This is a genomic window from Curtobacterium citri, assembly GCF_030362955.1.
GTDB lineage: Bacteria > Actinomycetota > Actinomycetes > Actinomycetales > Microbacteriaceae > Curtobacterium > Curtobacterium citri.
The window spans coordinates 273,946-287,395 of sequence record NZ_JAUCML010000005.1; the positions used below are offsets into that span (position 1 = coordinate 273,946).

Here is a 13,450-nt window from a genome sequence, read left to right on the forward strand (position 1 = left end):
CGGCAGCCGTCGATCCGCGGGCGTCGGCGGGCGACACGCGCGGACGACGACGGGACCGGCGGCACGCGTCGACGGTCACCGAACGGTCACGGCCGAGCGGCTAGGCTGGCGTCCAGTGCGCGGCAGGGCTGCCCGCACGACACACACGAGCATCTATCGACGGAGAGTGGGCGATCGGCTGTGTCGAGCCAGACGACGGGTACGGACGAGACCGCGGGCGAATTCGGGGCGAACGAGTGGCTCGTCGACGAGCTGTACGAGCAGTACGTCGCCGACAAGCACTCCGTGGACGAGTCCTGGTGGCCGGTCCTCGAGAGCTACCACCGCTCCCAGACCGCCGGCACCCCGGCAGCCGCGTCGGCTCCGCAGTCGCAGTCGACCACGCAGACGCAGTCGACCACGCAGCAGCCTGCGACCGGTGACGCCCCGGCCGAGGCGAAGCCCGCCGGGTCGATCCAGGCGCGGACCACGTCCCGCCAGCCGACGCCGCAGCCGATCCCGGCCGAGGCGAACGACGCCGCGGACGACCACGAGGAGACCCACGAGGACGTCGCGACCCCGCTGCGGGGCATGGCGAAGACCCTCGCGTCGAACATGGACGCCTCGCTCACGGTGCCGACCGCGACGAGCGTGCGGACCATCCCCGCGAAGCTGATGATCGACAACCGGATCGTCGTCAACAACCACCTGCGTCGGGCCCGCGGCGGCAAGATCTCGTTCACGCACCTGATCGGCTGGGCGATGGTCGAGGCGCTCAAGGACTTCCCGAGCCAGAACGTCTCCTACGAGGAGCGCGACGGCAAGCCCTTCGTCGTCACGCCCGCGCACGTGAACCTCGGCATCGCGATCGACGTCCCGAAGAAGGACGGCACCCGCTCGCTCCTCGTGCCGAGCATCAAGCGTGCCGAGACCCTGACGTTCGGGCAGTTCCTCTCCGCCTACGAGGACCTCGTCAAGCGCGCCCGTGACAACAAGCTCACGCCGGCCGACTTCCAGGGCACCACGATCTCGCTGACGAACCCGGGCGGCATCGGCACCGTGCACTCGGTCCCCCGCCTGACGAAGGGCCAGGGCTCGATCATCGGCGCCGGGGCGCTCGAGTACCCGGCGCAGTTCCAGGGCTCGGCGACGAAGACGCTCGTCGAGCTCGGCGTCGGCAAGACCATCACGCTGACCAGCACCTACGACCACCGCGTCATCCAGGGCGCCGGGTCGGGCGAGTACCTCAAGAAGGTGCACGAGCGCCTGATCGGCGAGCACGGCTTCTACGAGGGCATCTTCTCGGCGCTGCGCATCCCCTACAAGCCGATCCAGTGGGCGAACGACATCAACGTCGACCTCGCCCACCGCGTCAACAAGACGTCGCGCGTCCAGGAACTCATCAACAGCTACCGGGTCCGCGGGCACCTCATGGCGGACATCGACCCGCTCGAGTACCGCCAGCGCACGCACCCGGACCTCGAGATCGAGAACCACGGGCTGACGTTCTGGGACCTCGACCGCGAGTTCGTCACCGGTGGCCTGGCCGGCACCACGAACGCGCCGCTGCGCGACGTGCTCGGCATCCTCCGCGACGCGTACTGCCGGACCGTCGGCGTCGAGTACATGCACATCCAGGACCCGGAGCAGCGCCGCTGGGTGCAGGGCCACATCGAGGTCCCCTACTCGAAGCCGTCGAAGGACGAGCAGCTGCGGGTGCTCGGCAAGCTCAACGAGGCCGAGGCCTTCGAGACGTTCCTGCAGACGAAGTACGTCGGCCAGAAGCGCTTCTCGCTCGAGGGCGGCGAGTCGACCATCGCGTTCCTCGACACGCTCATCCAGCAGGCGTCCGCCGCCGGGCTCGACGAGGTCGCGATCGGCATGGCCCACCGCGGCCGCCTCAACGTGCTGACGAACATCGCCGGCAAGACGTACGGACAGATCTTCCGCGAGTTCGAGGGGTCGTCCCTGCCGGGCTCGGTGTCGGGCCAGGGGTCGGGCGACGTGAAGTACCACGTCGGCACCGAGGGCGTCTTCCGCGCCTCCGACGGGTCGAGCATCCCGGTGACGATCGCGGCGAACCCGTCGCACCTCGAGGCCGTGGACGGCGTGCTCGAGGGCATCGTCCGCGCCAAGCAGGACCGCACCCCGCCCGGCACCTTCGGCGTGCTGCCGGTGCTCGTGCACGGCGATGCGGCGATGGCCGGCCAGGGCGTCGTGGTCGAGACCCTGCAGATGTCGCAGCTCCGCGGGTACCGCACGGGCGGCACGGTGCACCTGGTCATCAACAACCAGGTCGGCTTCACCACGCCGCCGGAGTCGGCCCGCAGCTCGGTGTACTCGACCGACGTCGCCAAGACCATCCAGGCGCCGATCTTCCACGTCAACGGGGACGACCCGGAGGCCGTGGCCCGCGTGGCCGAGCTCGCCTTCGCCTACCGCGAGGAGTTCCACCGCGACGTCGTCATCGACCTCATCTGCTACCGCCGCCGCGGGCACAACGAGGGCGACGACCCGTCGATGACGCAGCCGCTCATGTACAACCTCATCGAGGCGAAGCGCTCGGTCCGCACGCTGTACACCGAGGCCCTCGTCGGCCGCGGTGACATCACGCAGGAGGAGTACGACGAGGCCCACCGCGACTTCCAGGACCGCCTGGAGCGCGCGTTCGCCGAGACGCACGAGGCGCAGACCGGGACGATGCCGGTGATCACCACCGACGACGACGGTGCGGTCGACGGCCTCGAGCGTCCGAGTGCCCAGCGCGACGACACCGAGGTCGAGGTGCACGAGACCGCGATCCCCGAGGAGCTCGTCCGGGCCATCGGCGACGCGCACAGCAACCCGCCCGCCGGGTTCTCGATCCACCCGAAGCTGCAGCAGCTGCTCACCAAGCGCACGGAGATGACCCGCTCGGGCGGCATCGACTGGGCGATGGCCGAGCTCATGGCGATCGGTTCGGTGCTCGTCGAGGGCAAGCCCGTGCGGCTCGCCGGCCAGGACGCCCGGCGTGGCACCTTCGTGCAGCGCCAGGCGGTGTTCCACGACCGGATCAACGGTCAGGAGTGGCTGCCGCTGGCGAACGTCGCCGAGGACCAGGCCCGGCTCTACATCTACGACTCGCTGCTCAGCGAGTACGCGGCCATGGGCTTCGAGTACGGCTACTCGGTCGAGCGTCCCGAGGCCCTGGTGCTCTGGGAGGCGCAGTTCGGCGACTTCGCGAACGGCGCGCAGACGATCATCGACGAGTTCATCTCGTCCGCCGAGCAGAAGTGGGGCCAGCGCTCCGGCCTGGTGCTCCTGCTCCCGCACGGCTACGAGGGCCAGGGGCCGGACCACTCGTCGGCCCGCATCGAGCGCTACCTGCAGCTCTGTGCCGAGGACAACATGATCGTCGCGCGTCCGTCGACGCCGGCGTCGTGGTTCCACCTGCTGCGCCGTCAGGCGTGGGCGCGGCCGCAGAAACCGCTCGTCGTGTTCACCCCGAAGGCGATGCTCCGCCTGCGCCAGGCCACGAGCCCGGTCGAGGCGTTCACCGGCGGCACGTTCCAGGAGGTCCTCGACGACGACCGCGTGGTCGACCGGGGCGCCGTGCGCCGCGTCGTCCTGCACTCGGGCAAGGTGCACCACGACCTGCGTGCCGAGCTCGACAAGTCCGGTGCGACCGACGTCGCCCTCGTCCGGCTCGAGCAGCTCGCGCCGCTCCCCCTCGGTCAGCTCCTCGACGTGCTCGCCGGGTACCCGCAGGCCGAGGTCGTGTGGGCGCAGGAGGAGCCGGAGAACCAGGGTGCCTGGCCGTACGTCTGCATGAATCTGTCGCCGCACCTGGATGGTCGGCCGCTCTCGGTGGCCGCACGCCCCGCGAGTGCCGCGCCGGCGACCGGGTCGTCGAAGCGTTCCGCGCAGGAGGCGTCGGACGTCGTCCGCAAGGCGCTCGGCTGACCGAGCGCACCAGACGAGCCAGACGAGACAGACGAGGCGCAGCAGCGCCCCGGAACGGACGACGCGCCCCGTGGCAACGGGGCGCGTCGTCCGTTCCGACTACCGGAGCTTCGTGTACCGGACGCCCGACTCGTGGTAGCCGCGCTTCTGGTAGAACCGGTGCGCGCTGTCGGTCGCGGCGGCCGACACCGCGCTGAGACGGTGTGCTCCCTGCGCGGCGGCCCACGTCTCGAAGACGTCGATGAGCGCCGAACCGGTGCCGTCCCTCCTGGCAGCCGGGTCCACGACGAGCAGCAGGAGCTGCGCCGTCGGTTCATCGCTGGCGTAGGACCACGTCACCTGCGCGCCCGCCACCGCGACCGCGCGACCGTCGGCACCACGGACGAGCCACGTGCGGTGTCCCGCCTCCGGGACCAGCCGCTCGAGCCGTGCGCGCATGGCGGGCTCGTCGACGACGTGCCCGAGCAGGCGGACGAGGGCGGTGACGTCGGCGACGTCCGTGTCGGACCAGGTGGTGATCGACTCGGCGGTGAGGGTCATGGGGCCGACCCTAACGACGGCACCGTCCGTGTGACGACCCGTGCGCCCGCGACGGCTAGTGGGTCGCCTGCTCCACGCGGATGCGCGCCAGGATCTCCGACCGGAGCTGGTCCGGCGCGGTCTCCCTGCAGGCACGCTTCACGGTCTCCATGAGGACGACGCCGACGCGGTGCTCGCTCGTGCAGTCCTCGCAGGTCTCCATGTGCTCGCGGATGTCCGCGGCGTCGGCGCCCCGGAGCTCGTCGTGGAGGAACTCCTCGAGCTCGGCCTTGGCCTTCGAGCAGTCGCAGCCGCTCATCGTGCGTCCTTCCCGTCGGTGCGACCAGCGGTCGCAGGTGTCTTCCGGCCGCGTCCACGCATCGTCGCCGTCGACGCTGCGTCCGGGACGATGCCGGTCTCGCGTGCGTGGTCCGCCAGGAGCCCCCGGAGGAGCCGGCGACCACGGTGGAGACGGCTCATGACCGTCCCCACGGGGGTCTTCATGATGTCGGCGATCTCCTGGTAGGAGAAGCCCTCGACGTCCGCGAAGTACACGGCCATCCGGAAGTCCTCGGGGATCGACTGCAGCGCGTCCTTCACGGCGGACGACGGCAGGTGGTCGATCGCATCGGCCTCCGCGGAGCGCGCGGAGATCGACTGCGTGACGCTCTCCGCGCCGCCCAGCTGCCAGTCCTCGAGCTCGTCGATGGTGCCCTGGTAGGGGTTCCGCTGGTTCTTCCGGTACGTGTTGATGAACGTGTTCGTGAGGATCCGGTACAGCCACGCCTTGAGGTTCGTGCCCTGGCGGAACTGCCGGAACGCGGCGTACGCCTTGACGAAGGTCTCCTGCACGAGGTCGGACGCGTCGGCCGGGTTGCGCGTCATCCGCATCGCGGCGCCGTACAGCTGGTCCATGAACGGGAGCGCCTGGTCCTCGAACAGGGAGCGGAGCTCGGCCTCGGACACCGTCTTCTCGTCGGCCGGCTCGGGCTCGGTGCCGTCGAGATCCGCCCCCTCGGACACCGCGTCGAGCTGGGCCTCGGTCTCCTCGACCAGGTCGTGCGGTGCTGCCTGCGGTTCGTCGGTCGTCATCACGGTCGAGTCTAGGCCGGGTCGGCCGTCGAGCGTCGTCCGCACGGGCGGCAGAGCCGTCCGTGTGCGTTCCAGGGTCGCTGTCGCCAATGGTCCTCCCGCTGCGTTCAGTACCCTGGTGAACCGATGGCCGAGTCGACGCATTCCCACCACCCTGATCCGTGGATCGCACCCCGCGCACGCGGGCCGCTGCACGGCGACGTCGCCCTGCCCGGCTCGAAGTCGCTGACGAACCGGGAGCTCGTGCTCGCCGCCCTCGCGGACGGCCCCTCGACGATCCGGCTCCCCCTGCACTCGCGCGACTCCGCGCTCATGGTCGCGGCGCTGCGGCAGCTCGGCGTCGGCATCGAGGAGGTCGAGCCGGCGGGCACGCAGCCGAACCCCTACGGCCCCGACCTCCGGATCACGCCGGCGCCGCTGCACGGCGACGTCGCGGTGGACTGCGGCCTCGCCGGCACCGTGATGCGCTTCCTCCCGCCGCTCGCCGCGCTGGCCACCGGCCCGGTCACCGTCGACGGCGACCCGTACGCCCGGAAGCGTCCGATGGGTGCGGTCATCGGTGCCCTCGCCGACCTCGGCGTGGACGTCACGGACGACGGCGACAGCGCGATGCCCTTCTCGTTCACCGGCACCGGCTCGGTGCGGGGCGGTCGGCTGACGATCGACGCGTCGGCCTCGTCGCAGTTCGTCTCCGGCCTGCTCCTCTCGGCACCGCGGTTCGACGAGGGCCTGCACCTCACGCACGTCGGCGACCGCCTGCCGAGCCTGCCCCACATCGACATGACCGTCGAGGTGCTCCGTGCCCGCGGTGTCCGCGTCGACCAGCCGGCCGTCGGCGAGTGGGTCGTGCACCCCGGGCCGATCGCCGCCCGTGACGTCACGATCGAGCCGGACCTGTCGAACGCGGCGCCGTTCGCGGCGGCCGCGCTCGTGGCGGGCGGCACGGTCCGCATCCGCACGTGGCCGACCGCGACCACGCAGGTCGGCGCCGACCTCGAGACGCTCCTGCCGCTGTGGGGGGCGACCGTGACGCGTGACGGTGACGACCTGGTGTTCGACGGCGGCGTCGGGGTGGCGGGTGGGGCCCCCCTGCCGGGTGTCACGCTCGACCTGACCCGCGGGGGCGAGCTCGCCCCCGCGCTGGTCGCGCTGTCGGCGCTGGCCGACGGACCGAGCGAGATCACCGGGATCGGGCACCTGCGCGGCCACGAGACGGACCGGCTCGCCGCGCTCGCGGCGGACGTGAACCGGTCGGGAGGCTCGGTGCAGGAACTCGACGACGGCCTGCGGATCACGCCCGCTCGCCTCCACGGCGGCGACTGGGCCGCGTACGACGACCACCGGATGGCGACCGCGGGGGCCCTCGTGGGCCTCGTCGTCGACGGCGTCGCCGTCGACGACGTCGGCTGCACGGCGAAGACGCTGCCGCAGTTCCCGGACCTGTGGGCGGACCTCGTGGCGACCGGCACGAAGGGGGCGTGAGACCGTGAGCTGGTGGGACGACGTCGACGGCGACGACACCGACGAGGACGAGCCGTACGGGCAGTACGGGCAGTACGAGTCGAAGGTGCGCATCCGGCCGAACCCGAAGGGCAACCGCCCGCGCACGAAGGTCCGGCCGACCCACGACGACGCCCCGGTCGGCTGGGTGACGAACGTCGACCGCGGGCGCTTCGGCGTCCTCGTGACGGAGGGCGCGGGGTCGGACGCGGCCGGCGAGCGGGTCATCACCGCGACGAAGGCGCGCGAGCTCGGCAAGAAGTCGGTCGTCACGGGTGACCACGTCTCCCTCGTCGGCGACGTGTCCGGCGACCCCGGCTCGCTCGCGCGGATCGTCAGGGTCGCGGAGCGTTCGACGCTGCTCCGCCGCAGCGCGGACGACACCGACGAGGTCGAGCGCGTCATCGTGGCGAACGCCGACCAGATGCTCGTCGTCGTCGCCGCGGCCGATCCCGAACCGCGCACGCGACTGATCGACCGGTACCTCGTCGCGGCGTTCGACGCGGGGCTCGACCCGGTCCTCTGCATCACGAAGACCGACCTCGCGGACCCGACCGACTTCCTCGCGCACTTCGCGTGCCTCGACCTGCGGATCGTGACGAGCCGGTCCGACGACGTGCCGTTCGACGCCCTGCACGAGGTGCTCGACGGCAAGGTCACCGTCACGGTCGGCCACTCGGGCGTCGGCAAGTCCACCCTCGTGAACGCGATCACCGGGTCCACCCGCGCGACGGGCGTCGTGAACGCGGTGACCGGCCGCGGGCGCCACACCTCGTCGTCGTCGATCGCCCTGCGGGTCCGCGACGGCGGGTGGATCATCGACACCCCGGGCGTCCGCTCGTTCGGCCTCGGGCACGTCGAGCCGGCGAACGTGTTCCGCGCCTTCGCCGCGCACGCCGTCCCCGTCCGCGAGCCGGCCGACGGCATCCCGCTCGACCAGGCGCACGACTGGGAGATCGTCGACCGCGTGCAGGACGGCGAGCTCGGCCCGACGGGCGTCGAGCGCCTCGACTCGTTCCGGGCGCTCCTGACGGGCATGGGCGGCGAGGACCCCGGGACCGACTGAGCCCTCGGCGGGTGGGTCGCGGGCGCGGCGGGTGTACCGTTGCTCCCCGTGCCTGAAGTTGCAGAGAACAACAATGCGCGCGTGCCGCACCCCCACCACGCCGACCACGCCGTGCGTGCGGACCGCCACGGCGCCCGGACGCCCGCGGTCCTCCGGCCGGAGCACCTCGGCAGCACGCTCCGGTCGTTCGGGTCGCACGTCCTCGTCCCGCTCTTCCTCGCGGTCGGGATGACCCTCGCCTACCTCGGCGCGTTCCACGCCCCCACCCCGCACGAGCTCCCCGTCGGCATCGTCGGTCAGGGCCCCACGGCGCAGGTGTTCGCCCAGACCGTCACCGACGAGTCGGACGGCGGGCTCGTCGCCCACGTGGTCCCGACCACGACCGCGGCCGAGCGCGCCGTGCGGGACCGCGACCTCGCCGCCGTGTACGCACCCGGCACGTCCGGTGCGACGCTCTACGTCTCGACCGCGGCGAGCGAGACCACGGCGTCGGCGGCCGAGAAGGCGTTCCTGCCGATCGCATACGAGCAGCACCTGCCGTTCACGGTCGAGGACGTCGTGCCCACGGGCAGCGAGGACACCACCGGCCAGGGCCTGTTCTTCCTGCTCGTCGGCCTGAGCGTCGGCGGCTACGCCTCGGCCATCGCGGTGGCCGCCGCGGCCGCCCGGCTCCGTGCGCTCTGGACCGTGGTCGTCGGCGCCGCCACGGCTGCGGTGGTCGCCGGCATCGGCGTCGTGGTCGCCGGTCCGCTCTACGGGGTCGTCCCGTCGCACCGGTGGGAGGTCTTCCTCGTCGCCTGGCTCTACGACGCCGTGATCATCGCGCTCGGCGTCGGACTGCACCCGCTGCTCGGGCGGTGGACGACGCCGATCCTCACGATGCTGTTCGTGATGCTCAACTTCACGAGCTCGGGCGGCATCTTCCAGCCGGCGTTCCAGCCCGGCTTCTTCGCGGCGCTCAACACGTTCTGGAGCGGTGCCGCGTGGCTCGCCGCGGCGCAGGACCTCGTGTACTTCCCGGCGGCGTCGCTCGCCCGCCCGCTGGTCGTCCTGGCGCTCTGGCTCGTCGTCGCCGTGCTGCTCGGCGTCCTCGTGCACGGGCTCGCCGCCCGACGCACGCGGCTCGCCCGCGAGCGCGCGGTCACCCGGCTCGAGGAGGAGGAGGTCGTGGCCGCCTAGCCGCCGGGCCGAGCCGCTAGCCTGGCCTCCGTGGACCTCAGCGCCGACCTGGACTTCGCCCGCTCGCTCGCCGACACCGCCGACGCGATCAGCCTCGAGCGGTTCCGCGCCGCCGACCTGCACGTGTCGACGAAGGCCGACAGCACGCACGTCACCGACGCCGACCAGGCGGTCGAGCGGGCGCTCCGCGAGCGGCTCGCCGCCGAGCGGCCCGACGACGCCTTCCTCGGCGAGGAGACGACGGCGGACACCGGCGCGGACGCCGTCAGCGAGGGTCACCGGCAGTGGGTCGTCGACCCGATCGACGGGACCGCGAACTACCTGCGGGGCGTGCCCGTGTGGGCGACGCTGATCGCCCTCGCCGTCGACGGACGACCGGTGCTCGGCGTCGTCAGCGCCCCGGCCCTCGGCAAGCGCTGGTGGGCGGCGGAGGGCCTCGGCGCGCACTCCACCGACGGTCCGTTGCGCGTCTCCGGCGTCGCGGAGCTCGCCGACGCGAGCCTCAGCTACAACAGCATCCAGCAGTGGGACGAGGACGACCGGCTCGACACCCTCGTCGCGCTGTCCCGGAAGGTCTGGCGGACGCGGGCCTACGGCGACATGTGGTCGTACATGCTCGTCGCCGAGGGGGTCCTCGACGTCGCGGGCGAGCCGGACCTCAAGCCGTGGGACATCGCCGCGCTCGTGCCGATCGTCGAGGAGGCCGGCGGCCGCTTCACCTCGCTCGACGGCGACCCCGGGCCCTGGCACGGCAGCGCACTCGCCACGAACGGCCTGGTGCACGACGCCGTGGTCGAGGTCATCCGCCGCTCGGACGCCTGAACCGTTCCGCGCCGAGCACCGGCGGTGTACCCCGCTTGTCCCCCTCGACGAGCCACCCATCCCCGTGAGACCCCCCGTCCGGGGGCACGGGGGGTGTCCCGGGGGGCATGCACCCCCCGGACTGGGGACACGCCCGTCGGACAACGTGCTTACGGACCGGTCGAGGCCGTTCGTCGCCTTTGTTATCGTGCTCACAGGCGACCGGTGGGAGTCGCCCGGATTCCCTAGATCCGGGCTCCGTCCCGCGGGTCGTGCGTTTCGTCCGAAAAACCCTAACCCGAGGGGTGGTCCAGACGATGACTTCATCGTTCCCAGGCGGAACCGAGTGCACCCTCACTCGTCGTCCGCGTTATCTCACCGACAGCCCTGGTGCGCGCTCCGTCGCCGCCTCGCGTCCGTCCGTCGCACCGGTCACCCGCCGTGCCGACGACCGGACCCCGTCCGTCGCCACGGTCACCCGCCGTGCCGTCGACCGGACGCCCTCCGTACGTCCCGTCCCCGGACCCGGAGGCCGGTGAGTCATGGCACTCACCGGTCGCCGTCTCGAGGTCGACCGGATCACGACCCTCGCAGCACTCCCTCGTGAGTCCGCGATGGTCGTCGTCGGCGACCCTGGTTCCGGGCGCAGCAGCGTCCTCGACGCGGTCGCCGACCGCGTCCCCCTCCCCGTCGTGCGGGTCGGTGTCAACGGGAGCGAGTCCCGTTGGCCCCTGGCCGGCGTGACCTCCCTGTTCACCGCGCTCGACGACCCCCGAGCCACCGCCCACATCGCCCACCTGCTGCAGGCGGGCGCTGCCGGGACCGGTGCGCCGTCCGGTCTGGCAGCCGCGCACGACTTCCTCGAGGCCGTGCAGACCCTGACCCTCCCGCCGACGGTCGTCCTCATCGACGACCTCGACCGGATGGACGAGGACAGCCAGGAGCTCATCGCGTTCCTCGCCGGTCGGCTCGCCGGCACCGCGCTCCGCCTGGTGGCCACGGTGCGCTCGGTGCCGTCCGGCAGCCCGCTCGCCGCGCTGCCGATGCTGCGCCTCGAGCCGCTCGCGGCCGACGACGCACTCGTCCTCGCCAGGAGCATGGCGCCCGAGGGCGCCAACGACGGGGTCCTCGCGATCCTCGCCGACGCCACCGGGGGCAACCCCGGGGTGCTCCGTGAGCAGTTCGAGGCGCTGAGCCACGCGCAGCTCACCGGAGCGGAGCCGCTCGTGCTGCCGCTGCGCCCGACCGCGACGACCGAGGCGATCGCCGCGTCGACGCTCGAGCGTCTCGACGGTGTCGCCGCCGGTGGCACGCGGACCGACGGCGCCGACGCGGGACGTGATCTGGACGTCCTCGCCCGGCTCGCACTCGTGCCGGTGGCCCGGACCACCGGGTGGGACCGCGACGCCCTCGACGACCTCGCCGACGCGGGGCTCGTGGTGGTCCGCGGACAGTCCGCGACCGTCCGCGACCCGCTCGTCCGGTCGGCGCTGTACTGGCGCATGACCGCGCGGTCCCGCCGGTCCCTGCACACCGAGCTCGCCTCGGCGAGCGCCGACGTCGACCCCCGTGCCGCCGCCTGGCACCGCAGCTTCGTCGACGACGTGCCCGACTCGGTCGCGCTGCTCGAGGCCGCCGCGGCACACGTCGCCGACGGTGCGCCGCACGCCGCGGTCGCCCTGGCGGAGCGTGCCCTGCACGTCGGCTCGGGCTGCGAGGACGAGCGCGCCGCGCTGCTCCGCGTCGCCGAGGCGATGCTCGCGCAGCGCCTGCTGGGCCTGGCGGCGCGCTACCTCGCCGCCATCCGTCCGTTCCGGCGCCAGGAGGACGAGGTGCGGCGGCTCCGGCTGCTGTACTCGGTCCAGTACCTGCGCGGCGAGACCGTCCACGCGGACGAGCTGCTCGTCCCCGTCGCGGCGGGAGCACCCGAAGCCCCCGCCGTCGCCGGACTCCTGGCGATGGTCGCGAGCTTCCGCGCGGAGACGTGGGACCTCGAGCAGGCCAGGGACCTCCTCGCCCGCGTGGAGCAGCTCGGACCGGTGCTGACCCCGCACACCGCGGAGATCGCGGGCGCCGTGCAGTGCCTGGTGGCCGCGGTCGACGGCACCCTGCCGGCCGACACCGAGCTGTACGACGGACTCGCGACCGCGCGGCTCCTCGCGATGTCGGACCCCGCCCTGCTCCTGGTGGCGCACGCCCTGAGCATCGCCGAGCGCGCCCGCAGCGCCCGGCGGGTCTTCGCCCTCGTGCTGGCCCGCAGCCAGGACACGCAGACCGTCTGGGCCGAGGGAGCCCGGTACCTGACGGCGGAGAACGAGCTGCGGTCGGGCAACTTCCGGCAGGCCCTCCGCGCGGTGGACGCGTGGGAGGCCGGTGCCGGGGCCGCCCAGCGTGTCCGGGAGCCCTCGCGGGTCGTCGCGATCGCGTGGCGGCACTTCGCCGAGGGACGTTCGTACGAGGCGCTCGAGGTCGTCGACCGGTGCCTGGCACTCCGCTCGACGGCGCTCCTCTGGGGCACGACGGCCAAGCTGCACGCGCTGCGCGGTCGGGTGCTCCTGCTCGACGGCAGGGTCGAGGAGGCCGTCGTGGCACTCGAGGCGGCCGACGCGGTCGGTCGGTCCCTGCGGAACCCGGCGGTGCTCCGGCACCTCGGGGACCTCGTCGAGGGGTACGTCCGCTCCGGCCGGATCGACGACGCCCGTTCGGCGACGGCCCGGCTCGCGGCCGACCACCACGCACGACCGTCGCGCTGGGGTGCCCTGGTGCTCGCACGGAGCCTGGCGCTCGTCGCCGACGACACCACCCGCGAGACCGCACGGCGTCGGGCGCTGGAACTGTTCCAGCCGCACGACTCGCAGTACGAGCGCGCGCGCACGTTCGCCGCGCTGGCGGTCGTCGGCACCGTCGCGGAGCGTCCGCGGCTCGGTGCCGCCGCCGCGGCGGCCTACGAGGCAGCGGGGCTCCGGCGCCCGCTGGCGACGCCCCAGGCCCCGGCCGCGATGCCGTCGTTCGGCGTGCCGACCTCGCTCCGTTCCGGCCCGACGCCGTCCGCGCCGGTCCCCGGGACGCCGCGGAGCGCTCCGGACGCGTCGGCGGTGCTCACGTCGCTGACGGCCGAGGAACGTGCCGTGGTGCAGAAGGTGACCGAGGGCTACCGCAACCGGGAGATCGCGTCGTCGCTCTTCATGTCGCAGCGGACGGTCGAGCTCCGGCTGACGCAGATCTACCGCAAGGTGGGTGCACGCTCGCGCTCCCACCTGGTGGCGCTGCTCACCTGACCGGTCGCGACCCGACCACGCGACGGGAGGCCCGGTGCCGGCTGGCACCGGGCCTCCCGTCGCGTGGTGGAGGGCGTCCGCCCCGGTGCCGGGT

9 protein-coding genes are annotated in these 13,450 nt (G+C 72.9%); 6 read left to right on the top strand and 3 right to left on the bottom strand.

From position 1 onward, the window contains the following. The first annotated feature begins 180 nt into the window (after positions 1 to 180). Positions 181 to 3,921: a multifunctional oxoglutarate decarboxylase/oxoglutarate dehydrogenase thiamine pyrophosphate-binding subunit/dihydrolipoyllysine-residue succinyltransferase subunit gene (locus QUG92_RS10095; protein ID WP_289458912.1), complete on the top strand. Its 3,741-nt coding sequence runs from the start codon at positions 181 to 183 to the stop codon at positions 3,919 to 3,921. Positions 3,922 to 4,020: 99 nt separating this feature from the next. On the opposite strand, the gene QUG92_RS10100 is transcribed toward QUG92_RS10095, so the two are convergent. The 3 genes from QUG92_RS10100 to QUG92_RS10110 are packed head-to-tail and all read right to left on the bottom strand — an operon-like array spanning position 4,021 to position 5,532. After that, positions 4,021 to 4,461, bottom strand: a complete 441-nt coding sequence (locus QUG92_RS10100) for a GNAT family N-acetyltransferase (protein ID WP_289458913.1) — start codon at positions 4,459 to 4,461, stop codon at positions 4,021 to 4,023. Between the two features lie 55 nt (positions 4,462 to 4,516). Continuing rightward, a complete protein-coding gene (locus QUG92_RS10105) occupies positions 4,517 to 4,759 on the bottom strand; it encodes a zf-HC2 domain-containing protein (RefSeq protein WP_182047647.1) in 243 nt (80 codons plus the stop codon). After that, the gene (locus QUG92_RS10110) at positions 4,756 to 5,532 is read right to left on the bottom strand and encodes a sigma-70 family RNA polymerase sigma factor (protein WP_289458914.1); all 777 of its coding nucleotides are present in this window, start codon (positions 5,530 to 5,532) and stop codon (positions 4,756 to 4,758) included. Before QUG92_RS10110 ends, QUG92_RS10105 begins: the two co-directional genes overlap by 4 nt. A gap of 126 nt (positions 5,533 to 5,658) precedes the next feature. On the opposite strand from QUG92_RS10110, the gene aroA reads away from it, so the two are divergent. The 5 genes from aroA to QUG92_RS10135 all read left to right on the top strand — a co-directional run bounded on the left by aroA (position 5,659) and on the right by QUG92_RS10135 (position 13,356). Beyond that, a complete protein-coding gene (gene aroA / locus QUG92_RS10115; RefSeq protein ID WP_289458915.1) occupies positions 5,659 to 7,014 on the top strand; it encodes a 3-phosphoshikimate 1-carboxyvinyltransferase in 1,356 nt (451 codons plus the stop codon). 4 nt (positions 7,015 to 7,018) lie between these two features. Then, a complete protein-coding gene (gene rsgA / locus QUG92_RS10120; RefSeq protein WP_289458916.1) occupies positions 7,019 to 8,098 on the top strand; it encodes a ribosome small subunit-dependent GTPase A in 1,080 nt (359 codons plus the stop codon). A 48-nt stretch (positions 8,099 to 8,146) separates the two neighbouring features. Continuing rightward, positions 8,147 to 9,277: a hypothetical protein gene (locus QUG92_RS10125; protein ID WP_289458918.1), complete on the top strand. Its 1,131-nt coding sequence runs from the start codon at positions 8,147 to 8,149 to the stop codon at positions 9,275 to 9,277. A gap of 30 nt (positions 9,278 to 9,307) precedes the next feature. Then, positions 9,308 to 10,099, top strand: a complete 792-nt coding sequence (locus tag QUG92_RS10130; protein ID WP_289458919.1) for an inositol monophosphatase family protein — start codon at positions 9,308 to 9,310, stop codon at positions 10,097 to 10,099. A gap of 521 nt (positions 10,100 to 10,620) precedes the next feature. Continuing rightward, on the top strand, positions 10,621 to 13,356 hold the full coding sequence (locus QUG92_RS10135) for a helix-turn-helix transcriptional regulator (protein ID WP_289458920.1): 2,736 nt from the start codon (positions 10,621 to 10,623) through the stop codon (positions 13,354 to 13,356). Positions 13,357 to 13,450: the final 94 nt, after the last annotated feature.